Genomic DNA, 24,747 nt, shown 5'->3' with positions numbered 1-24,747 from the left:
GGAGCGATGCCTGTTGCGACAAAAAGCGGGTGCGTTTGCGGCACCCGCTTCAAAAACGTCATTGATTCACCGTCAGAGCCTTTTTTACTGCCGGCGCGACGTGCGTTCCGAGCAGTTCGATCGACTTCATCAAATCCTTATGCGCAGGCGCACCTACGTCCGTATGCATGAGAAAGCGCGTAAGGCCGAACATCTCCTGATGGTAGAGGATCTTATCCACCACTTCATTCGGCTCGCCTACGAACAATGCGCCGCTGCGGCTTTGTCCGCCTTCGAACTGCGCACGTGTATAAGGTGCCCACCCGCGGCTGCGGCCGACGCGGTCCATTTGAGCCGCATACGAAGGGAAGTACAAATCGCTCAGCGCTTTTCCGTCCTGTCCCACCAGCCCGTGCGAATGCGTAGCCAGCTGCATTTTGGCAGGATCGTGCCCTGCTTCCAGGTATTCGGTTTTATATAATTCAAAAAACGGCTTGAACTGCGACGGCATGCCTCCTATGATGGCGATGATCAATGGCAAACCGAGCCTCGCAGCACGCACTACCGATTGCGGCGTACCGCCTACGGCCACCCATATTTCCAGGTTGTTGTTCACGGCACGAGGCAAAACCTCCTGCCTGTCGAGCGTTGCGCGGAACTTGCCTTTCCAGGTGATCACGTCGTTTTCATTGATTTCTTTCAGCAATTGCAGCTTTTCGGTGAACAGGCCATTGTAGTCATTCAAATCATACCCGAAAAGCGGGAACGACTCGATGAAACTACCCCGGCCTACCGTAATCTCCGCACGACCGCCCGAAATAAGGTCTACGGTTGAGAAGTTCTGGTAAACCCGAACCGGATCCGCGGAGCTCAATACGGTTACCGAGCTGGTAAGTTTAATATTCTTGGTTACAGAAGCTGCTGCCGCCAGAATGATCTCCGGCGCCGAAACCGCAAAATCCGGCCGGTGATGCTCGCCTATTCCGAACACATCCAGCCCAACCTCGTCGGCCAGCTTGATTTCCTCCAACATATCCTGCAAGCGCTCCTGCGGCGACTGAAAAGAACGGGTCTCATTGTTAAATGCCAGATCCCCGAACATGCTGATTCCTATTTCCATTTCCTGTTTGATTTTCGTCTTTGTCTGGATGGCATTCAAAACCATCCAATAGTCAAACCAGTATCATGGTGTATAGATTCCGGCGCAACGCCTTTAACACAGTATCCAAAAGTATAGCGATGTGGGCCCACCGGCCATAGAACATGTTTCGACGAAGGCAAATGACTATACCTAACAATGCCTGACACTCGCCCTACTGATTCAACTGATCAGCGGTCAGCCTCAAAGCCGCCTACTCGCTCCGCAAACTCCTCACAGGATTCACCATCGCCGCCCTGACCGACTGGAAGCTGATGGTAAAAACGGCAATCAACACCGCAATCATCCCTGCCAGCACGAACATCCACCATTCGATATCGATCTGATAGGCGAACCCTTGCAGCCATTGATTCATAATGTACCAGGCTACCGGCGAGGCCAGTATAATGGCCATCACGACCAGTTTCAGAAAGTCTTTGGAAACCAGCCCGACAATGCCCGCTACCGAAGCGCCCAGTACTTTCCGGACGCCGATCTCCTTCGTACGCTGCTCGGCGGTGAATGCCGCGAGACCAAACAATCCAAGGCATGAAATGAATATCGCCAGAAAGGCAAAATAACCGGCCAGTTTGCCTACGAGCTGCTCGCTCTGGTATTGTCGCGCATATTCCTGGTCAGTAAATGCATAGGTGAACGGCACATTGGGGTTGAGCTTCTTGCATATCCGCTCGATCGCACCCAAAGTTTCGGGTGTTTTGCCGGCCTGAATACGGATCACAACGCTCCCTTGCGGCTCGCGTGCCCCCAGGTAAGCGATCAACGGGCGAATGGCCGTGTGCAACGACGCAAAATGAAAATCTTTCAAAACCCCTACAATGCGCACTTTCGATTTGCCCCAATTGATCTCCCGGCCCACCGGATCTTTAAGACCCATTACTTTCACCGCCGTTTCGTTCACGAGCACACCTGACGAGTCGGTAGGGAAATCCTTCGAGAAATCGCGGCCGTCGGCCATTTTAAGTTTCATTGTTTTGGTAAAATCATAACCTACACCCACCGGCGTGAACCTCACCGGGGCGCCAGGGTCGCTGCCGGGCCAGGTGATGCCGTCGGTACCGTTTCCATTGGATGCTGGATTGGCGGTCATATGTGAGACCTGTTTTACTCCCGCTACCTGCGTCAGTTGTTCTTTCAGCAGTTCAAATTTTTTGAAAAGCTCGCCATCGATGGGGAAATAGATAAGGTTTTCACGATCGAATCCCAGGTTTTTGCTTTGTACAAATCCCACTTGCCTGTAAATGACAATCATTCCGACGATCAGTACCATCGACAGCCCGAACTGAAACACTACCAGTCCCTGCCGCACCCACACGGAGCTTGAATCGAATTTCAGGGCACCTTTAAGAATGCGTACCGGATTAAGCGACGACAAGAACAATGCAGGATAGCTTCCCGCCAGCAGGCCCGTAACAGCGAGCAAGCCCGCGATCACCAGCCAAAAGAGCGGCTCCGAAAACGGCAATACCATTTGCTTGCCCGTGAGATTGTTGAATGCCGGCAGTAACAAGGCCACCAGAACCACCGACAGGATCGCCGATAGCGTCGCTATCAACAACGCTTCCCCCATAAACTGTCCTGCGAGCATCGAGCGCATGGCGCCAACGACTTTTCTTACACCCACCTCTTTGGCACGGCGCGACGAGCGTGCCGTAGCCAGATTCATAAAGTTGATGCAGGCGATCAGCAGAATGAACACGGCCACGAAGCTGAACAACCGCACATATTCGATACGCCCGCCGTCCATTTGGGCATCTTTGATATTGCTGTTGAGATAATATTCATGAAAAGGCTGCATGGCGAGCTGTGTCTTGTAGGGCTTGCCTCCGTCGCGGTCAGTTTTATCGAGCAGATGGAGCATTTTCGCTTCCACCTTGGCGGGATCGGCGTCGTTCCGCAATTTGAAAAACGTGAGCGGATCAGTGTTGCCCCAGTGCGTGGCCCAGCTATTGTCGTCGACGTAGGCATCCCAGGTCATAAGGCAATCGAATTGCAGCGAGCTGTTGGGCCCGATATTCTCGAAAACCGCAGACACGGTCATTTCTTTGCGATTATCGTAGCGGATGGCCTTTCCGATAGCCGCTTCCGGACTTCCAAAAAACGATTCAGCCATACTACGCGAAATGGCGATATTGCTCTTATCACGCAATGCCCCCTCGGCGGTACCCTGCAACAGCCTAAAACTGAACATCTTAAAAAAATCCCCACTCGCCCAGTTAGTCGCCTCCTTGTTTATTTTATTCCCGGCGGAAAAGGTCTGCTGGATGGTCCAGGAATACGGTGTGCTCATTTCTATCTCCGGTATCGATTTTTTCAGCTCGTCGGCCAGCGGCCCCGGCGTCCAGATCACGCCCTGCACCTTCCCGCTGAAATATTCGCGCATATAAATCCGGTACAACTGGTCCTTGTTGGCATGAAACGCGTCGACAGCCCGTTCGTCGCGGATCCAGAGCATGATCATGAGGCTGCAAGCCATCCCAAGCGCGAGGCCCAGGACGTTAATGGCTGAAAACGTTTTGCTTTTGAGTAAGTTGCGGAATGCGATTTTGAAATAGTTCCGGATCATGGCTGCGCTGAATGAATAGGTTTCGGAATAGTCGTTTGAGCGTTTCGGGCGCGCGAATGGTCGCATAAGGCGAATGGCCGCGAGGGCATATTTCCGGTCGGCGACCGGTTTACCGCGGCTTTCGAGCCAGTAGGCGTACATTTCGAGCATATCGCCCTGCAATTCTTCGCGGGCGTCGGGGTGCGACCAGCTGGCAAGCAGGCGGGTGGCCCAACGCGGCGGAGTTGGGCCCGCCCCGGCAGAGTTCGCCTTGGCGGAGTGCAGTTTCGGATCCATATCAACGGGTCATTAGCTGGAGTGTATCCGGCGACATCGCGTTCCACAACGCTTCTCTCGCCTCTTTCGATTCCCGCAACGCTTTGCGGCCGAATGCGGTCACGCGGAAAAAGCGTTTGCGTCGACCGCCGCGCTCGGCAGTTGCCCCGCCCATTTCGGACGAAAGGAATCCTTTTTCTTCCAATCGCTGCAGGGTGGTGTGCACGGTACTGAACCCGACGGCCCGGCCCGCCTTGTGGTCGAGCTCCTGTGCGACGGTCACGGCATAGGCTTCTTCGCCCAGCACCGCGACCGTCAGCAGGACAACCTCTTCCAATTCTCCCAAAAATGTTCTTTTCATGGCTGAATGCATTTATTCCGATAATGTCGGGCAAATGCCGTGCCAAATTTAGAAAAGCAGGCCTGAGCCATTCAAAAACGGGTTTCGGCCGATTGGGACAGTCCGATGAATGTCCGATTCCGAACATCCGTGTAATCAAAGCGGACAAGTCGCAAATAGCGCTTGAAAACCGGTTGTCAAACAGTTACATTTGGGATACAATCGTTTCTGATTTATGAATACAGGCAAGGAGGTTCTGTTCTTTTTCAGCGCGCTGGGTGCTTTCAACGGTATTCTGCTGGGAATATTCCTGTTGTTTTTCACCCAAAAGAAATACCTCGCCAACAACTTTCTCGGTGCATTGCTGCTGGCATTGAGCATCCGGATTACCAAATCGATATTCCTGTATTTCGATGGAAGTTTGCCCAAAATATATGTGCAGATCGGCCTTTCGGCTTGTTTTTTCATCGGTCCGTTCCTGTTTTACTTCGTACGGTCGGCGGTGACGCCACGTGAAAAATTAGCCAGAAGCTGGATATGGACGCTTGTGGCGCTGGCGGCCCTTACCCTCATTGTGGATATCGCGCTTCCTTATGAGGAGCATCAGTTTGTATGGCGAAAAGTCATACCACAAGTCATTTACCTGCAATGGTTCGCCTTCATTGTAGCCTCTGGTGTGCACATGCGGGGCCTGCTCCGAAAGCTTTTCAGTCGCACCCAACCCATGAAACCGGCAGAAACGTGGGTTTCGATGATTTTTATGGGGAATGTGGTGGTATTCTTCTTCTATTTCTCTTCTTTGATCAATGCGCCATTTGCACCCTATATTAGCGGCTCCATCGCTTTCTCGCTGGTTCTTTACCTGATGATCACGCTCGTGATTTACAAAAAGAAAACCGACGAACTGTTCTTGCTTTTACCCGACAAGCCGGTTGTGAAAAAACTCAATGAAAGCGACGCTGAAATATGGCTGGGCAAACTGGAAAAAGTGATGGCCGAAAAAAGCATCTACAAAAACCCTGACCTGAAACTCCACGACCTTTCGCGGGAAATACAGGTTTCGGGGCACCAGCTCTCGGCTTTGCTGAACGACCGCCTGGGCAAGAATTTCACGACGTATATCAATGAGTGGCGCATCGCCGAAGCCTGCAAAATGATCGCCACCGAGCAGCACCTCACGCTCGAAGCGATCGGTTATGAGGTGGGTTTCAATTCCAAATCGACTTTTTTTGCTGCATTCAAGAAGGTGAAGGGCGTGACGCCATCCTCCTACCAATCAGTTATTAACCAGCCAATTACCGATTAACAACAGTACGAATTTATAAATCCGTACTCCTGATTCGCCTTTTACATACTTCCGGAAACGACCGGCTTTGGATTTTTGCCTTAAACCATCCATAGTACCAGCCATGAAGCTTTCCGGCATCATTTTCTCCATCCTTTTTTTATTTACCCAAATAGCCATTGCCCAGGGTCGATACTCGGTTTCAGGGAACGTCGTCGACGGCGACCGGCAGCCGGTCGCCGTATATGCCCGCCTGCTGGCCCTACCCGACTCCGCATTGCTACAAGGCGCGCCATTTGAAGATGGCCGCATTGCCTTCACAGGCATTGACCGGGAAACGGTTGCACTCCGGCTTAGCGGAATCGGTTTTTCCGACACGCTCATTGTCATCCGTCGAAATAACCGCACACAAGTTGACCTTGGCACCATCCTCCTGCGCCAGCATGTGCAATCGCTCGCGGACGTGACCGTGCGCGGGCAGGCGCCGCTCGTGAGGCAGAGCGCCAACGGCACTACCGAAATACAGGTCGCAGGCAGCATCCTGGCTGGCAGCACATCGACTACCGAACTGCTTGGAAGGTCGCCGGGCATTATCTTTACCGAGGGCCGGGCGGGTGTGGCCGGGCGCGGTGAGGCACTGATTTTCCTGAATGGACAAGCCATTACCTATGAACAGATGGCGGCTATCCCCGTAAGCCGCATTGCCCGCGTAGAGGCGATCCCTAACCCGTCGGCCAGGTACGATGCCGAAGGTAAGGCAGTGATCAATATTATTACAAAGCAGGACGTGGACGGCGGTATGACAGGCTCGGTAACGCAGCAATATGCTTATACCCAATTCGCAGGCAGCGAACTCAATACCCTCGCAGACCTCCAGTATGTGCGCAACAAGCTGGCATTACAAGCCAATTATGCCCTCCAAACCGGTAACAGCCGCGAGGTACTGCACACCACCCGCACCCGCCCCTCGCCTACCGAATACCTCCATTCCGACCTCACCACCGACTGGCAACGTAAATTGCGTAACTACTCCAATTTCGGCGCAGGTGCACAATGGAACCTGAGCACCAACAGCTACATCTCATTAAGTTACAAAGGGAATCTCAACAGCCTTGGCGGCAAACAGAATAGCAGCAATGCGCTCACCGACATGAAGGGCAGCAGCTTCTACCAGAGCCGCGTCGCGAAGGACGAAAAACGCTGGAACCATGCCGTTACCCTCAATTTCCAGCATACGCTGGACACCCTCGGCTCGGCATTGTTTATAGGTACGCAATATGCCCGCTTTAAAACCGACCAGCACGACCGCATCGCGGAAAACAGCCTCACCGGCGACAGTACCGGTCTGCGCAACCTGCTCAACGATGTGCTCGTCCGCATACGCATTTCCAGCACCCAGCTCGACTATACGAAAGCATTCCGCCATGGCGGCAAACTCGAAACCGGAGCAAAGTTCAGCTATGCAGATAACGGCTCGGGCACCGATTTCATGGTTTCCACCGAAGACGGGCCATTCCTGCCTAATCCCGGCCTGAGCAGCAACTTCCGGTACGACGAAAAAGTACCTGCCGCATACCTTAACTATCAGGGCAGCCTGCGAAATGATATACGCTTCGGGGCTGGTGTGCGCGGTGAGTACACCCACTATTCGCTCAATACGACCGCACGTGGCGGGCAGGTGATTGGGGACAAGTATTTCAATGTTTTCCCTAATTTTTTTATCAGCAAAAACTTCTCCAATGGCGTCCAAAGCCGCATATCCTATGTTTCCAAAATCACCCGGCCACGCTATCAGGCGCTAAACCCGTTTGTGATTTACCAGGATCCTTTCACGACCATCGAGGGCAACCCCAATTTGCAGCCCGAAAAGGTCCATACCTTCGAAACCGGCCTGCAATACAAGCAAATCGACGTCCGCGCAGGTTACACCTACACCAAAGACCGGCTCAGCGGTGCTGCATTACGCGGTAATTCACCCAACAGCTATATTTTAAAGGGTATTAACCTCGCGCGGGAGCATTCCCTCTTCATTACCGCCTCAGCGACATTCAACATCGCCTGGTGGAGCACTACCAACACGGTAACAGTAAGCCGCAACAAACTGATCGATACCGAATATGGGTTTGCAACCGTCAAACTCAGGCCGCAGCTTTATGCCTACACCAGCAATACTTTTGATGTAAACCATATTTTTAAGATCCAGCTTATGGCCTGGTACCTGAGCGAAAGATCGCAGGGGCTTTACAACGATTTCAGCCGGTCGACGGTAACGCTTAGTGTTGAGAAAGACTTTTTGAAAAATGCATTGAAGGTCAGGCTCACGGCGAACGATATTTTTCACCAAAGCCACGTACATGGCAAATACAGCGTTGGTGCCACCAACATTTACTATCACCGCACGTATTCTACCGCATTCTTCGGCATCAGCGCAGTATACCGGTTTGGGAGGTCGGGAAAAATTACGTTTAACAGCAAATCCACCGGAGAGACGGAGCAAAACCGGGCCCGGTAAAATGGGGCGCGAAGGTCAACGACCTGGCGCGAAGGTTGACCTTCGCGCCCACTATTCGCAAGCCTCCGGCCGGTCGATACTGCAAAGCGATATTGTGATACTGACCGGCCGGAGGCCTGCGAATAGTGGGTGCAAATCATGAGATTTGCACCAGCGCGGCCTGCACGATTATTAAATAGCAATTAAAAAGGCATTCTGTATACATTCAGGTCGGAGTGAGTTGCTACTTTTGAAAAATTCTTCAACCTGAAAAACCATGAAAAACTACATTGTCATTTTCCGCGAGCCCGACGGTCGGCGTCCCGACGGTCGGCGTCCCGACGGTCGGCGGCCCGACGCTCGGCAGGGTTCACATACAGAGGCTGAAATTGCGGCGCATCGGGAAAACTGGTCGAAATGGTTTGCCGAATGGGGTGCCAAAGGCAAGCTAGCAGGCGGCAGCGGGCTGACGCTCAACGGCCGCATTGTCAAAAACGGGCAACCGAGCGAAGGCATTCACTACGTGGGTACGGAAATCGTAGGTGGCTTTCTATTGCTCAAAGCCAAGGACCTCGATGAAGCCACCGCCATCGCGGCCAGCTGCCCGATCTACGAGTTCGACGGTTACGCCGAAGTCCGTGAAATGCAACAATAGTCTCCTTCTTCCCTATTTATAAGTTTTCAACGCCCGAACATCGCCCTGCTCTTTCAATATTTTCTTCAAGCCATCGACATTCATCATCAGCCCGATCTCGGCGTCGGGTGCGGTTTCTTCATTGATAATACCGATCGGTCCGCGATAGCTGCTCTCGCGGATGATGCGGATCATTTCCGCTTCGGCATCACCCTCTCCCACCGGAACCACCTTCACAGGATTCCCCTTTTTTAAGCCCATTAAATTCACGGCCATTAAATGCGGCAGTATTTTAGGGAAGAACCCGGGGAAGCGCTCGATATCCTCCTCAGCGTGGTGCAGGTTATAGACAATCCCGATATTAGGTCTTTTGAGATAATCCATTACTTCCAGCTGATTTTCCGGCATTCCGTACCAGCCGCCGTGGTTGTAAAGCCCTACCGTACAGCCAATCTCCGCAGCTTTATCTGCAATGTAGCCCACTGGTCTGGCCACCGCCTCTATCTTCTGCTGCCGGGTCATTTTGTCCATGTCTTTGATCCCGCCGATCATACACCAGATCTCGGTTCTGACCTTGTGCCGTTTCAGCAGATCGAGGATAATGGGCAGGTTCTTGTCGTTTTCAGGGTTCGGGCCTGAATACAGCCAGAATGCCTGTAACTTGATGTGATGCTTTTTCAACGCTTCCAGTTCAGCGTCGAATTCGGGAATGTGCTTCTCGCGCCAGTCGTAGGCGAGCATGGTGAAACCCAGCTTATTCAGCATTTCGGCCCGCTGTTCGGGGTTGCGTTCTTTGGAATCGAACGGCACAATGCACCAGGCTATGAGGTTCTGCCGGGCGTAAATATTGTCGGTGCGTTTCTTTTTTTGGGCTGAAACGGTCTGGATCGACAGCAGCGCGAGTAACGTGCAGATTACAATCAGTCTTTGAAGCATCGCCGGGTTGGAGTTTTACTGGATAAGACCCAACCCGGCGATTTCTTTATGTTTTCAATCAGATTTTGCTTGCAGCATTAGCCATAAACGGATCGCTGATGCTTTCTTTACCCGTTTCTACACGCCCGGCAAAGCGCATAACACCCTTCTTGGCGCCGCTATGCACGTTGAAATCGTACCATTGATGATTTTTCGAAGCCGGAACGAGTATTTTAACTGTCCCGTCGGCGGGCAGGCTTGCTCCTATTTCTTTTTTCTGATATGCATTGTCGGTGACTTTCAGCGCCTGCGGTTTCTTTCCTTTATTCACCGCCACCAGTTCCACATCTCCGGTCGGTTTGCCGTTTTTGTCCAAAACATAACCACAGGACACCGCTACCTCAGGCTCCTGCGCATTGCCCGCGAACTCGCGGAAAAAGCCGTTGGGGCCGTAGACCCGCAAATGGTATTGACCGTTTTCAAAACCGGCCAACTTGAAACTTTCTGTGAGCGAATCGCCGGCCTTCACCGCATAATTCCATACCCGCAGCACCTCACCTTCATAGGGATTCATTGCGTAAATGATGAACGGTGCTCCGGCTGATTTAGAACCGAAAACCTTGTTTCCAGCGTGCATCGTTATTTCAAATGCAGCCTGATCCGCGGAAAGCGCCCCATTTACATACAATTCGTAAGGAAGCGCTACCGACGGCCTGGTACCCGGTTCCTGTTTAGGCAAAAAGGTTGATCCAACCGGATTCGCATTGATTTTCCCGATTTCTGCAGCACTCAGCGCCTTGAAATTCGCCGGTACGGCTTTGAACTGCGCTTTGTGAATCGTAGTCAGGATTTCATCGCGGTTTACCGGCTTCGGCTTTTTATACGACGACGTGTCGAAAGGCTGGAAAACCGTGCTCAAATTGCCGCAAATCGTCCGGCGCCATTCGGTGATATTCGTTTCCCGAACCGGCTTTTTAGACTTATGACTTGTAAATTCTTCCAGAAACTGGATGATCGAAGTATGGTCGAAAACCTGCGAACACACCTTTCCGCCCCGCGACCACGGCGATGCCACCACAAGCGGCACCCGGAAACCCAGGCCTATCGCCCCACCCCTTGCGTTCGCCTTGGGCACCTGCGTTTCGTCCTGTTCCAAAGGCACGTACTCGGCCTTGACGTCGATGCCCGGGGACACTTTCCCGGAGTTGGATTTGGTCGGATCCGGAATCGAAAATGGCGGAATGTGGTCATAGTAGCCATCATTTTCGTCGTAGCAAAGTATGAAGATCGTCTTCTTCCATACCTCGGGATTTTTGGTAAGGATATCGAGCGTCTCGGAAATGTACCATGCGCCATACCACGGCGCAGATGGGTGATCGGAGAAGTTTTGAGGCGCGGCGAGGTATGAAACCATTGGCAGTTTGCCTTCGTTCACGTCTTTCCGGAACTGGTAGAAAATGTCGCTTTTCGGAAGATCAATCTTCTTGCCCAGGTCGCCGTCTTTGTACGAGATCGACGACAGTTTCAGATAGTCCGGGTCGTTGCGATTCGTCACAAATGCATTGTGGTGCAGCTCCTGCTGAAACACCGACAGCTTTTTAAAATTCTCCTGGCTAAACTCGGCCAGATCCGCTTCGAGACGTGCCAGCAATGCATGGCGCTGCTCCCAGGACTTGGTCAGTTTGTCCTTTTCAGCCCCCGTCGCACCGTCCAGTTTCTCCTTTAATGCGGGCAGGTCTTTTTTGATTTTAGCTACCTCCAAAGTCGCGTAGTGGATAAAATCTTTCGAATATTTCACCCCATACTGCGCATAGCGCTCCAACGGGTTACAACCAAAATTGCTCAGCCATGAGCCGACGCCGGGATGGAACTGCACCACCGCGCCTACTTCATTCTGGTAAAACTTCCAGCTGATACCCGCCTCTTGCATGCGTTCGGGGAAGGTTTTCCATTTCACCGGCTTATTAATCGAAAAGTAGCTGTTCCGTACTACCGCCAGCGAATCCATTTCGGGCTTTTCGCGGATCGTTCCCGACCAGAGGTAGTAGCGGTTCGGATGTGTGGGTGTCATCGACGAGCAGAAATTCTGGTCGCAGATCGTAAACGCATCGGCCAGGGCGTAGTAAAACGGAATGTCCTCCCGCTCGTAATAACCGAGCGTCAGCGGCATTTCGGCATATTCTTTATGGCCGGAACGTTTAGACGTGAGCCATTTGTCGTACTTCCCGCCATTGTAAGCATCCACCTGGGACTCGCGCGAGTGCGGCAAGTCGTGCATCCAAGTCGCTTTGGTGTTTTTAATATCGAGGCGGAACGGCGCATAGGTATCGCCTTTGAGGTCGGTTTGGAGCCACACTTTGTTCTTGTTCGGCAAGTCGATCGCTCTCGGATCGTTGAAGCCGCGCACGCCCTGCAACTTGCCATAACTGTGGTCGAACGAGCGGTTTTCCTGCATCAGGATCACCACATGCTCCGCATCCAGATAGGTCGTATTCGGATTGGGCGCAATGGCCATCGCCCGCTGCACCGACTCCGGGAACAAACTCGCCGCGCCAGCACCGCCGGCCAGCATCGCCGCCTTTTTAATAAAATCTCTTCTTGAATCCATGGGTTTAGTTTGGGTGGTTACTAAAAGCAACAAGTAATTGGAGCGGCAAAATTACTGATGCGGGCACCACCGGGATTACGGGAAGAAGCCTGGCGGGCAGTCTGACATTCACAAGCTTTCAAGATATCAAAGACGACGGTGTTATCCATCTGGACGTCAGAACTCCCGATCGCCAAACTCACTGGCCGGGAGTTTGGCTTTTCTCGTGAGTTGATTGAGGTTATAGCTCAGGTTAATGAGAAAAATATCTGTTTCCTGGATGTAATTGGTAGTGGTAAAAAAGTCCTTGCCCCAGGTGGATATGCGCTGCTGGTTGGCTCCCACGATGCCGAGGTCCATATTTTGCCACTGCAATGTCGCCGCCAGCTTTCCTTTGAGGAAACTCTTTTTCACCGATAATGCCGGGTTCACGAAGCGGGAGTCTTCCCCTTGCGCCGTCACTCGTTTCGACAAGTAGCTGATCGCCCATTGCACCTGCAAAGAAGGAGCTATTTTGAATGTGGTATTCGCATTCAGGGAATATACTACGCTCGATGTGTTCACCACCACTGTATTCACTCCGGCCGCATTCTTGAAAAGCCCGCCTTCGATCGCATACCGGTACACGTTCGCGCCGGCGTAGAGTTGCCACCATTTGGTAAGGTTGGCATTTCCACCGATTTCTACGCCCCAGGAAGTGGCCAGGCCGGCATTGGTGTAAATCCGGTTGATAATCGTATCGTTATACACGCTGTTGACCCGGTTGACTACGTTTTTGATCCGCTGGTTATATAATGTTGCAAAAGCACTTCCCTTTTCGAACTCTTTCACGACGCCCACTTCGGCCATGCCGATAAATTCGGGCAAAATGTCAGGGTCACCCGATTCGAGGGTTTCGGAGTGTTCTCGCTCCGGAAATGGGTTCAACTCGTTATTCGTCGTGCGTTGTACGCGGCGTGTGTAGGCCGCCTTCCCACGCCAGCCTTTCGAAAACTGGTATTGCAACTGGGCCGAAGGGAAGAAATTGGAAAGGTCGAGATTACGTGTTTCCGAGCCCTCAGCTGTAAACCGCCGCGTAGCGTATTCATAACGCAAACCGCCCGAATAGTCGAGCTTACCCGATTTCCCGCTGTATTGGCCATACATCGAGTGAATGTGGTTTACGAGGCGCGTATGGCTTGAAAATTGCGGCACCAGCACGAATTCCCCCGTTTCCAGGTTTTGATCCAGGTATTGAAATACACCTTTCTGTACCTGGTTCCGGTATTGATAACCGGTTTCCAGTTTCCCTTTACCGATCGGCACGACGTAATCGGCCTGTAAACGGTAGGCATTTAATGGGTTTTTGCTCGGATTGCGGGTGCTCTGCAATGTCTGTGAGCGGCCGGGCTCGGCGAGGTTGATATTGGTTGTAAGCCCATCCAGATCGGCGGATTCGATCAGGCCCGAGAACGTTAGTTCCGATTTGTTGCCGAACCGGTGCAGGTAATCGAGGTTAGCCGAGGTAACATCGGCTGTCTTCTCCGCGATATTGGAATTGAAATAGGTAATCCGTCCCACGTTCTGCCCTGTTTCCAGATTTGTTTTGGTATTGTTGTAAACCAAATCCGCCCTGCGCGACTGGAAACGATACCCCTTGTAAAAACCTGCTAAGATCACGTTCGAGGGATCGGCAGTGTAGCTTACCGATGCGCGCGCCGTGTAGTTATACCGTTTAAAACTCCGTTCTCCTTCGGATGGGAAGGAAGTAAAAACCTTACCGATCGTCGTGTTGACGTCTCCAACTCGCCGGCCGGTAAGATCGTTCCGCAGGTAATTGCCGCTCAGGTTCACCTCCCATTTGCCCGCCCTGATGCCCCATGCAGCGTCTGCACCGAAGCGCTGCGGATTTTTCAGGTTATTGTAGGTATGAACAGAGGGTAAGCCACCCTGCACATTCACAACCAGGCTCTGGCTGTTCTTCGCGACTGTTTTGGTAGTAATATTAATGATCCCCGATTTCCCATCCGGGTCATAGCGCGCCGAAGGGCTGGTAATAATTTCGACGTTTTCGATGTTGTTGGCCGGAATCTGGTTGAGCACAACAGCCGGGTCGGTTTGCACGGGCTTGCCATTCACGAGTACCAGGAAACCCGTCGAGCCCCGCAATGCGATATCGCCTTCGCTGTTGACCGTCACCGATGGCGTATTTTTGAGGACGTCGACGGCAGTTCCTCCCTGACTGCCCAGAAATGCACCTGCACGGTAAACTTGCCTGTCGATCTTGTTTTCAACCGCACTCCGGTTACCCGTCACTTCCACAGCATCGAGCACACGGCCGTCAGCCTGCATGGCAACGGGCGGCAGTACTACATTACCCGCATTCGCAGGCACTGACGTCCGCAACTTCCGGTATCCCATGTATTGTGATTCGAGGTAATAGGCAGCGACGCCTTGTTTTTCAAAGAGAAAAGCGCCCTTATCGTCAGCCAGGACTCCGCTTACCAGCGTCGAGTCGGCTGACCGGAACAATGCGACGGAGGCATAAGGCAGCCCCTGGCCGGTCTGTTGATCGGTAATTTTGCCGGTAATGGTCATCTGGCCTTGTGCCAGGGCTGCGGTCAATGCGCCAAAAAGTAAGGCAAGCGTAAAAAGAAATTTCATAAGGGTTAGTTCCGCCTGTTCATGGTGATGCGGCAAAAATAACTCTACAAAACCAGTAGACTTTTGTACTTTCAGTCCTAAAACTGGTATATCTAGGAAATCCCCTTCCGGTAAACACTCGGCAAAACGCCGGTTTGTCTTTTGAAGAACTTATTGAAATGCGACGGGTCCGTAAAACCAAGCTCGTAGGCGATTTCGCCCAGGTTCGCCGGTGAATACAGCAGCAGGCGTTTGCTTTCTGCCGTCAGCTTCTCGTTGATCACTGCCCCGGCCGTCTTATCGAGGAACTTACGGCAATTGGCATTCAATGTTTTGGGCGTCACATTCAGTTCGCCGGAATACCAGGCCACCTCGTGCATGGTTTTATAATGTTCCGCTACCAATTCAAAGAACGATTTGAGCAGAGGGGGCTCAGGCAGGCTGCGATCCATATGCGCTTCGCGTTTGAGCAAATTAAACAGCAGTAACAGATAAGTCTGCACAATAGCCTCGTAATTTGATTGCCGCGTCGTATATTCATTTTCAATGCTCTCAAAAATCCCCTGGAAAGTTGCTCCCGCGTTTTCGAGACGGTAACCGCTGCTGAATGTCAGGGGGAATGTTTGGAACAGCGTGTCGTAAAGCGGGTGCCCCAGCAGAAAATCTTTTTGCACCATAATCACAAATCCTTTGGGGATGGCCGTGAGTTCCCAGTTATGAATCTGTCCCGGCATGACGAGGTACAGGCTTTGGCCGCTTACGGGAAAACGGTGGTGGTCGATCTGATGCATACCCTCGCCTTGTGTGAGATAAATGATTTCGAGATATTCTTTATGACCGTGCGGATGGGTGGTTTTGATCACCTCTTTCATCCTTTTAATCCGAAACAACTCATGGTCGTTCAACTTATTCTTTATCTCGATTTGCATATAAAAAGGGTGCGGGAATATTCTAGCAATTTAATAGAGTAGCAAATTAAGTTAAAAAGCATGTACAGGAAAAGAGGGCGCCCTGAAACAGGACACCCTCTCGCACGTCAGCTACTCTAAATAATGGCTGTTATGCCTGTTTTGCCAGCTGGATATTGGCCAGTATTTTGATATTCTCTCCCAATGCAAGGCCGCCGGTTTCGGTAAGCGAGTTGAATGTCACGCCGAATTCCTTGCGGTCGATCGTGCCGCTTACTTCGAAGCCCACTTTGGTGTTTCCCCAAGGGTCGCGCTCGGTACCGCCGTATTCGGCTACGAGTTCCACTTCTTTGGTTATGCCTTTGATCGTAAGGTCACCAACGAGTTTATACAAATCGCCCTTATCTTTTTTAAGAGAGGTAGAAACAAAGCTGAACTCAGGGTATTTCTCCGCTTCGAAGAAGTCGGCGTTGCGCAGGTGCTCGTCACGGCCCGGTTGACCGGTGTCCACGCTATTTACGTCAATGGTAAAATTAACGTTGGCGTTTTCGAAACTGTCGCCGTCCGTCAATACCGACCCACTAAAATTGCGGAAGAATCCGGTTACAGTCGAGATAACCAGGTGCTTCACTTTAAACTGAACTTCTGAATGCGCTACATCTACATTCCACGTTGTCTTTGACATGATTTCATTGTGTTTGATGGTATGAATACTTCACACCTGGCCCTCACCGGAAGCCCTAATGATCGCCTGCCGTCAGGGCCGGGCGGCAATACAAAATTAGCCCTCAGGCGCACGCGAGATCGACCGCTTACCACAAGGTTACCACTATACTCTTATATAGCGATTGTCCCAAACGGTTCACCATAATGCCTGTTTCAAGAGTGCTCAAACACATCAAATGAGAGTATTCCATTCGTCGATTGCCTTTTCCACCAATTCCTTCTATACTTTCGGCGCATCTTCTTACTAAAAAGACTCCACAGAACAAACCCCTATTTGTAGAACCATCTCTACAAATTTAGGCGTATCTCATTAACATTTAATTCGATATTTGTCTGTGAGTTACATCCGGGCTCCATGTTTCCCTCTTCACCAAGCCAACACATTTTAACCCCGGAACATTTGCCGCCTCAGGCGAGGGCGGTCGGGCCTTGTCTGCAAAGCTCGACCTTCACAGCCCAATTTATGCAGCCTCGGTTGCGCGGTCCGACCCTGCGCAATCCGACCAGCGCGGCGACGATACGATGAATTTTCAATTCCTAATTTTTTCACCTAATCAAACGCTTTATGAACAAAAATCTATTGATCAGAGCACTTTTCCTGCTGATGGGGGTGCTATGCTATGGAGCGGCCATGGCGGTCAACATTACCGGGACCGTCTGGATCGATGCCGACAATGACGGCATCGTCGACGCCGGAGAAACCGGAACCGATTTTGGCGGTACGATGTACGTCAATGTGGTCAACAATACTACCGGTGCAATTATCGCCTCCACCCAGGTAGGCCCTGCAGGTGGTTATTCGTTTACCGGCCTGCCCAATAACCTCACGGGTCACAAGCTCGTACTCACCAACACAGCGACCAACATCAACGGTAACCGCATTCCCGGTACTTATTATGTAGCCGAAGATGTAGTAGGCCCGAGCAACACGGCCAACCAGGCCAATGCCCCGCTCTTGGGCGAAATCGCGCTTACCAACCAGGCTACCAACATGGCAAACCAGAATTTCAGAATGGGACAGCAGGGCCAGTTCGGCTGTCTTGATGGTATTGCCTATCAGGTTGCGGTGCCCGCCGGGCAAACAGTTTCGTCACTGTACAGCTACAATGTCAGCTCGGGCGTACGCACCCAGATCGGCGCGGCCACCGCTTACAGTATCAACTCATTGATATACAGCACCGCCGCTAACAATATGCTGTGGGGTACTGTTAATAACTCCGACATTGTCCGCATTGGTCCGGGAGCGGGAACGGTGGTATTCAACATCGCGAACCTGCCGGCATCCGCTTTCAATGTGGGTGTGGAGCTTCCGAATGCGTATATGCTTGTTTACAGCACTAACGCCACGCAATATTATGTGATCGACGTCGATCCTTCCCGCGCGACTTACCTGGAATTGGTCGATCCGACCAATGGGTACGCATTGAAAACAGGCCCTAACTACGGCACAACCGTCAGCGCACCTTTAAATATCTCCGACATTGCCTATCTGGCTTCGACAGGCCTGGCCTACGGCATCACGCCAGACGGTGTTATCCAGACGCTCAACCCCGCAACCGGCGCCGTAACGACGAACCCAGCGGCCGTTACAGGATTGCCCGCGGCTCCATACGGCGGGATGTTCAGCGACATAACCGGCAAATTATATGCATTCAATAACACTACGGGCGGGTTTTACCGGATCGACCCTGCTGCCAACACGGCGTCCTTCATTTCCGGCAGCACCCCTTCGGGCGGTAACGATGCAGCGAGCTGTCCTAATGCATTCGTGGAGTGTGACAACAATGTCCAGACCGCCGCTCAGGACACGACCATTTGCGCAGGAACCACAACCTCGTTTTCGGTAGCCCCAACAGGTAACGGCCCTTTCACCTACCAATGGCAACTTAGCACCGACGGTGGCAACAGTTGGTCGAATATGCAAACCACTCCGTTCACCGGGGCCAATGGCAGCTATTCCGGCGGCGGCAACGACACCCTGACCGTCACACCCTCTACCACCGGCTGGAACAACTACCGGTTCCGTTGCCAAATCACGGGTAACCTTTGTACCGCACCTTCTTCTGCTGTAAGATTGCAGATCTACGCGGTACCCGGCGCTCCTACCCTTCGTGCCGGTACCGAAGCACCGATTTGCCCGGCAACCACCTATGACCTGAACCGTTTGGTACTGGACACCCCGCCGGCAGGCAGTACTCTGCGTTTCTACACTTCCAATACCCCTTCGCCAGCCACATTGGTCGCCGATCCTACGCAGGCGCCCGCAGGCACCTATTATGCCCGCTTTGAAAACGACGGTTGTACAGGACCTGTAAGCCAGCCCATTACGATTACGGGTTGTATTCCTCCATTTACCTGTGAAGACGGCGTCGCCTATCAGGTTTCTGCTGCTGCGGGTGAAACGGTCTCAACACTATATGCCTACAACGTGATCAGCGGCACCAGGACACAGATCGCACCACTTTCAAGCACAGTCAATTCGTTGATTTACAGCGAAGTAGATAACACACTCTGGGCTACCAAAAACGGCACCAACTCAATCGTCCGCATTGGAGCCGATGGTACATTGCTGGAATATCCGATCGCCAACCTCCCCAGCAGCTTCAATGTGGGCACCGGACTTCCGGGAGGCTATATGCTCGTATACAGCAGCAACCAGCCGCGCTATTATGTGATCGATATCAACCCGGCGCGCTCCACCTACCTGCGCCTGGTAGATCCAGCCAACAGCTACGCGCTACAAACCGGTCCTACGTACGGTAAGGCGTTGAGCGCAGCCATCAACGTGGCCGACCTTGTGTATGAACCTGTAACGGGGCTGGTTTATGGTGTGGAAACAACCAGTGCGCGACTGGTGACGCTCAACCACGTGACCGGCGCGACGACCGTCGGCTCGGTAGTAGCCGGCCTGCCTACAAACACCACTTTCGGGGCCGTATTTGCCGATCCCAGCGGAAAACTGTATGCGTTCGCGAACGATCCCGGCACATTCCACCGTATTAACCCTACCGCGGCCACTTCGACGCTCCTTTCGACCAGCATTACTTCCAATAGCAACGACGGAGCCAGTTGCCCGAATTCAATTCTGGAAAACCTGCCTTTCGATTGCGCAGATGGTATCACCTATCAGGTGGCGGCCGCTGCTGGTGAACCTGTTTCTACACTCTACGCATACAATGTGAATACCGGTGCGCGCAATGAAATCTCACCGCTGCCTATGACCGTCAACTCGTTGATTTACAACTCAGCCGACAATATGCTATGGGCAACCAAAAACGGTACGAACAGCATTGTGCAGATCGATCGCGAAGGTGGTACTGTGGAATATCCGATCGCAAATCTGCCGGCATCCGGGGGTTTCAATGTCGGCGTGGAGTTGCCTAACGGCTACATGATGATCTACCAGACCAGCACACCGAGCTTCTATGTGATCGATGTCGATCCGAACCGCCCTTCGACCTACTTGAAACTGGTTGATCCGACCAACGGTTTCGCGCTTCAAACCGGGCCAACCTACGGGGTAGCATTAAGCGCACCGTTCGGCGGAGCCGATTTTGCCTACCTGCCTTCGACGCAATTGATCTACGGATTCACTACCGACGCCCGCATTTCTACCATTAACCCGCTTACCGGCGCGGTTACCGTTGGCGCTGCACCTGTATCGGGCCTTCCCGGCAATAGCAGCTTCGGAGCTGTTTTCGCGGATGCAACAGGCAAACTGTATGCGTTCCATAACGAATCCGGCCGTTTTTATAAAATAGACCCGGTTGCCAATTCCGCCAGCTATATGTCAACTTCTATCCCGTCCAACAGCAACGACGGCGCGAACTGTGTGACGGCAACGCTTTGCGATATCGAGCTTACCAAGCCAAATCCGGAAACCCAGATTGTGTGCGAGGGCACTACTGCTACCTTCGCGGTAAAAGCCACCGGCACCGGTACACTCACCTACCAATGGCAGGTAAGCACCGATGGCGGCAACACCTGGACAAACCTGGCCCCTGGTGGTGCAACCGACGCGAACGGAACCTATTCGGGTGCCAATTCGGATACATTGCGGCTTTCGCCGGCCAACACCGTATGGAGCGGCAACCGCTACCGTGTGATTGTGGATAGCGATAGTGATTTGTGTACGCTCACATCCGGCTCGGCTTTACTGACAGTCCGGACAGAACAAGAGTGCGGATTACCGGTAAAACTGGTTTCCTTCTCGGTTTCCAAAGAAGCCGGCAACACGGCGCTCCTCAACTGGAACACCACCGAAGAAGTCAACAGCGACCGTTTCGAAATCGAACGCAGCTCCGATTCGAAAACCTGGACTACTATTGGTACCAAAGCCTCGCACGGCGAAAGCAGCGTATTGCGTAAATACGATTTCGTAGATCAGGCACCGGCAGCAGGACTGAACTACTACCGCCTCAAAATGGTAGACCGCGCCGCGGACGGTCAGGATGCCCCATTTGCATACAGCCGCATTCTGAGTGTGGAATTTGACGGTAATGCGATGCTCGCCGCCTATCCTAACCCAGCCAGCGACCGATTGAAATTCAAGGATTTTGCAAAAGTGAAATCAGTTGTCCTGCACAATGCAGCGGGCATAAAAGTAATCGACCGCAAGGCCGTCACACCGGAAGGACTCGACGTAAGCAAATTGGCTCCGGGCATTTACACCGTGAAGCTCACTTTGGCCGACGGGAGCCAACGGGTGCAGAAGGTAATCATAGTTAGATAAATAGTACTTGGTAAGAGAAAAGCACAGGCCGGTTGGTCTGTGCTTTTTTGTGTTCAACGCCTTGCTCCGGGCGTAATGTCGTTTTGCAACACTATAAATGGTAAATAGACATTCCAGTCCGCCTTCACCTCGTCCTGGTTCAGGAACCCTCGCGAGTAGTTGCCCAGCACAACGTCCGGATCACCGTCTCCATCCCAATCTTTTACATCCATACAAATCCAGCGGCCATATTGAGCAATGGGAGGCGAAAATGGCTGGAATTTCAAAGCTGATTTCACGGACCCATTTTGGAAATACAGGAATTTCTCTCCCGGATTATGAATGAGATCGGCGAAAAACGCGATGGAAGCAATATCGAGGTCGCCGTCGCCATCGAAATCCGCAGCCATTGCCTTCGTAGCGCCATTAGCAGGGTAAAACCATTTTTGCTCAAACTTAAAATCTCCCTTATTCAGGAAAATATAAATGCCATGGTAAGGTTTCAGGATGCGGGAATAATCGCTGTTGTCACCCGATGTGTAGAGAATATCGGGCAGGCCATCGGCGTTGAAGTCGGCGAGCTGGAAGCTGGATGAACCATAGACCGGCGGGAAACGCAGCAGTTCCTTTTCGGTAAATCCGCCTTTTTGATCATTCGTAAAAAGCCAGATGCCCTCCTGTGCGTGCGCGAACAAGGCAATGATATCCGGCCAGCCATCGGCATTGAAATCGCCGGAGACCGACTGCGTTGCACCCGCCACTTCCCGAACGGCTGCTTTTTCAAACTTTCCGCCCTGCATTTGCCGGAACACATATAGCCCGCCCTGGTTATGCCCGAATGCGGACACCACGTAATCCGTTTTCCCATCCCGGTTGAAATCCGCCGCCGAGGTTTGCAGCGGCCTGCGCAAGCCGGTAATAAAAGGTACCGGCTCCAATCCGGACGTTTCAAACCGATAAAGCGCTCCACGGGTTACGTCGTAGGCACGCATTTCCCCCACTGCCGTCAATACCGGATGCCGTCCGCTGAACAGCATATGCATGGCGGGGGAAGTCAGGGGAGTTTTTATTTTTTCACTAAAATCATGATTCCAGTGCACCAGTGCAGGCATTTCGGAACTGCTCGTATAAATCGCCTGGCTAGCGCTGTCGATCGCAACCATCGTGGTAGTGGCGATGCGGGATGTGTCGTTGGCAGGCTTTTTAAGGGTGAAACCCGCCCATTCCGCGCGTACAGGTGAGGGCGTGTACCCAGCCGGGTGCGGCCCAGCCGGGTGCGGCCCAGCCGGGTGCGGCCCAGCCGGGTGCGGCCCAGCCGGGTGCGGCCCAGCCAGATGCGTAGGTGCGAGGGAATCGTAGTAGGCGACGATCTTCATCCAGTCGGTAATGGGCATGGCTGAATTTTCAGTGGCAAAATACTGGTTCTTCTGCCACACCTCGATCCCGAAGTACTGCGCCATCACCGGCAGCACCCGGTTCTTCCAGGTATCCTTATCGAGCAATGCGGGATCGACCGGCAAATGGCACGTACTGCAATGCTTTTGGGCCGCATCCCGCCCCTCGGCCATTTCACCCGTCAGCCCGGCATCGCCCAACCCGCCGGATGTGCCGCAGGCTTGTATGCACACTGCCGCAATAAAAACTCCGGCCGGTAATGCCGGAAGCCACTTAGATAATTTCATAAGTCCGATCAATAATCCTCCTATTATAAACAAAAAAGGGCAGTTCAGAACTGCCCCTCTGGCGAAGATCGCCGCGTCTGGTATTAGCTTGTTATTGATAACCGGGATTCTGCTTCAGTGACGATACCCCATTTTTTGTACTCAGGTCGATCTGACGCTGCGGGATCGGGAAGTACTCGTTCACGTTTTTCAGGAACTTGCCCCCTCTCACGTCAGGCGTAACCTTGCCTTCAAATGCGATATAGGCGTTCAAAGTCTGCTCGGCAATGCCCCAGCGCGAAAGGTCGAAGAAGCGGTGGCCTTCCATCGCCAGTTCCAGCTTGCGCTCGAAATAGATGGCGGCCAATGCACCGTCTTTCCCTTTTGCGGCAAAAGCGCCGGCAGGGTATTGTGCAATTTTGTAGTTCGCAGCGGGTGTCTTGGTGAATCCGCCCATTGGCTTCGCCGGATCGGCGTAGGTATACACCCAGCTCTCTGGCTTCGCTGCACGTGCACGCACGCGGTTTACATACTCCTGTGCCTTCGCGAGGTTATTCAGCTGCGCTTCCGCCTCCGCAGCCATTAGCAATACGTCGGCAAAACGGATTACTTGGATGTTGATCGCTGTACCCGGCGCCCATGAATGCTGATCCGAATATTTGTCCTGCGTAGCCTGCCAGTAAATATTCTTTTTAGGCGAATAAGGGCCTGCATAGCTCTGGTCGCGGATCCACGACTGCCCAGGGTGGTTCCCCCAGTCGAGAAAAGGAATACCGCGGCGACCTACTGTCCAGTCTATGCGCGGGTCGAGTGCCGTAGTACCATCCGGTGTGAATGCCGCGTCGGATTTGATGCCCATATCGTTTTTCAACGTAGTCGCATTATAGTTGTCCACTTTGGGCAAACCATTGGCGTCGGTCTGGAATGAGTTCGCAAGATCAAGGCTCGGCTGGTAGAAACCGCAGCAACGGAACGGCGAGTTGTACGGGAAATTCAGCATCCCGCCCGTGTTGGCATTGTCGATGGTGTTGGTACCGTCGTTGGCTGCCATCTGAATCGCAAAAACCGACTCGGCGAGGTTCTTTTGCGCCGCGTCGAAATTGTCCTGGTATTTAGGCAACAGGTCGTATTTCAAACCATTGCTGGTAACCCCCTGCGCTATTACTTGATCGAAAATCGTCTTCGCTTCGGTAAATTTTTTCTCGTACAGAAAAGTCTTTGCCAGGTAAGCGGCAGCCGCCCATTTGTTCGCACGGCCCACCTCTGCCTGCGTGGCAGGAAGGTTGTCCATTGCAAATTTGAAATCATCTTCGATGTTCGGCCAAATGTCTATATCATTCTTTACCGCTGCCGGGTCCGGCGTCTTTTCGTCAACCCAGGGCACCATATTGAACATTTTCTTCAGTTCCGAATAGTAATGTCCGCGCAGGAAGCGGGCCTGTGCCGTGTAGTCCATTTTCTCCGCATCGGTAATACCCGATGTTACCAGCGGGATGAATTTCAGCACGGTATTAGCGCGGTTGATCCCCTCATAGGCAGCCCGCCACTTGCTATTGAAGAACCCGTTGCTGGGCCCGGCGCTGTAAATCATAATGGAGTTGATACCTGGCTGGTCGGCACCGTCACTTCCCTTTTTGGCGTCTCCGCCGGCGATACTGCCGTAAATCCAGTTGTCGGCGGCGGCGTCCCATGCGCTGGCAGCCCCTACCCCGTTACCATCCAATGCGGCATAAGCACCTATTAGCAAGCTTTGCACACCCGCTTTGGTACTCAGCTGAGCATCGCTTAAGGAGCCCAACGCAGGTTTGTCGAGAAAACTCTCTTTGCAGGAATACGAAATCAGACCGAAAATCGCGACCAGTGCTATTTTTGAAAATCTAAATGTCTTCATCTCTTTCTGTTTTTATATAC

Annotated in this window: 14 protein-coding genes; 4 read left to right on the top strand and 10 right to left on the bottom strand. The window is 52.5% G+C overall.

Annotation, left to right across the window (positions count from 1 at the left end; all coding sequences use genetic code 11):
* Positions 1-58 precede the first annotated feature (58 nt).
* The 3 genes from AC2YIT_RS06200 to AC2YIT_RS06190 all read right to left on the bottom strand — a co-directional run bounded on the left by AC2YIT_RS06200 (position 59) and on the right by AC2YIT_RS06190 (position 4,317).
* Positions 59-1,099: an LLM class flavin-dependent oxidoreductase gene (locus AC2YIT_RS06200; RefSeq protein ID WP_430847466.1), complete on the bottom strand. Its 1,041-nt coding sequence runs from the start codon at positions 1,097-1,099 to the stop codon at positions 59-61.
* A 232-nt stretch (positions 1,100-1,331) separates the two neighbouring features.
* Positions 1,332-3,977, bottom strand: a complete 2,646-nt coding sequence (locus tag AC2YIT_RS06195; protein ID WP_487278609.1) for an ABC transporter permease — start codon at positions 3,975-3,977, stop codon at positions 1,332-1,334.
* Between the two features lies 1 nt (position 3,978).
* The gene (locus AC2YIT_RS06190; RefSeq protein WP_487278608.1) at positions 3,979-4,317 is read right to left on the bottom strand and encodes a helix-turn-helix transcriptional regulator; all 339 of its coding nucleotides are present in this window, start codon (positions 4,315-4,317) and stop codon (positions 3,979-3,981) included.
* Positions 4,318-4,531: 214 nt separating this feature from the next.
* On the opposite strand from AC2YIT_RS06190, the gene AC2YIT_RS06185 reads away from it, so the two are divergent.
* The 3 genes from AC2YIT_RS06185 to AC2YIT_RS06175 all read left to right on the top strand — a co-directional run bounded on the left by AC2YIT_RS06185 (position 4,532) and on the right by AC2YIT_RS06175 (position 8,727).
* A complete protein-coding gene (locus tag AC2YIT_RS06185; RefSeq protein WP_487278607.1) occupies positions 4,532-5,602 on the top strand; it encodes a helix-turn-helix domain-containing protein in 1,071 nt (356 codons plus the stop codon).
* Positions 5,603-5,705: 103 nt separating this feature from the next.
* Complete coding sequence (locus AC2YIT_RS06180; RefSeq protein WP_487278606.1) at positions 5,706-8,093, top strand: TonB-dependent receptor domain-containing protein; 2,388 nt, start codon at positions 5,706-5,708, stop codon at positions 8,091-8,093.
* 256 nt (positions 8,094-8,349) lie between these two features.
* Positions 8,350-8,727 (top strand): YciI family protein, encoded by a 378-nt coding sequence (locus tag AC2YIT_RS06175; protein WP_487278605.1) that lies wholly within the window; start codon positions 8,350-8,352, stop codon positions 8,725-8,727.
* Positions 8,728-8,739: 12 nt separating this feature from the next.
* Here AC2YIT_RS06175 and AC2YIT_RS06170 read toward each other — a convergent pair whose 3' ends face one another.
* The 5 genes from AC2YIT_RS06170 to AC2YIT_RS06150 form a co-directional block, all read right to left on the bottom strand.
* Positions 8,740-9,642 (bottom strand): sugar phosphate isomerase/epimerase family protein, encoded by a 903-nt coding sequence (locus tag AC2YIT_RS06170; RefSeq protein WP_487278604.1) that lies wholly within the window; start codon positions 9,640-9,642, stop codon positions 8,740-8,742.
* 58 nt (positions 9,643-9,700) lie between these two features.
* On the bottom strand, positions 9,701-12,229 hold the full coding sequence (locus AC2YIT_RS06165) for a phosphocholine-specific phospholipase C (RefSeq protein WP_487278603.1): 2,529 nt from the start codon (positions 12,227-12,229) through the stop codon (positions 9,701-9,703).
* A gap of 156 nt (positions 12,230-12,385) precedes the next feature.
* Complete coding sequence (locus tag AC2YIT_RS06160; RefSeq protein WP_487278602.1) at positions 12,386-14,851, bottom strand: TonB-dependent receptor; 2,466 nt, start codon at positions 14,849-14,851, stop codon at positions 12,386-12,388.
* Positions 14,852-14,943: 92 nt separating this feature from the next.
* The gene (locus AC2YIT_RS06155) at positions 14,944-15,759 is read right to left on the bottom strand and encodes a helix-turn-helix domain-containing protein (RefSeq protein WP_487278601.1); all 816 of its coding nucleotides are present in this window, start codon (positions 15,757-15,759) and stop codon (positions 14,944-14,946) included.
* Positions 15,760-15,889: 130 nt separating this feature from the next.
* Entirely contained in the window at positions 15,890-16,423 is a 534-nt protein-coding gene (locus AC2YIT_RS06150; protein ID WP_487278600.1) for a YceI family protein, read from the bottom strand.
* 606 nt (positions 16,424-17,029) lie between these two features.
* On the opposite strand from AC2YIT_RS06150, the gene AC2YIT_RS06145 reads away from it, so the two are divergent.
* A complete protein-coding gene (locus AC2YIT_RS06145; protein ID WP_487278599.1) occupies positions 17,030-21,196 on the top strand; it encodes a DUF6923 family protein in 4,167 nt (1,388 codons plus the stop codon).
* A 53-nt stretch (positions 21,197-21,249) separates the two neighbouring features.
* On the opposite strand, the gene AC2YIT_RS06140 is transcribed toward AC2YIT_RS06145, so the two are convergent.
* Together AC2YIT_RS06140 and AC2YIT_RS06135 are read right to left on the bottom strand one after the other, a co-directional pair.
* Positions 21,250-22,857 (bottom strand): FG-GAP repeat domain-containing protein, encoded by a 1,608-nt coding sequence (locus AC2YIT_RS06140; protein WP_487278598.1) that lies wholly within the window; start codon positions 22,855-22,857, stop codon positions 21,250-21,252.
* Positions 22,858-22,948: 91 nt separating this feature from the next.
* Positions 22,949-24,727, bottom strand: coding sequence for a RagB/SusD family nutrient uptake outer membrane protein (locus tag AC2YIT_RS06135; RefSeq protein WP_487278597.1), 1,779 nt, complete (start codon positions 24,725-24,727; stop codon positions 22,949-22,951).
* Positions 24,728-24,747: the final 20 nt, after the last annotated feature.

It is taken from the genome of Dyadobacter sp. SRI_021 (genome assembly GCF_057586235.1).
This window is presented reverse-complemented; position numbering and strand designations above follow the sequence as displayed.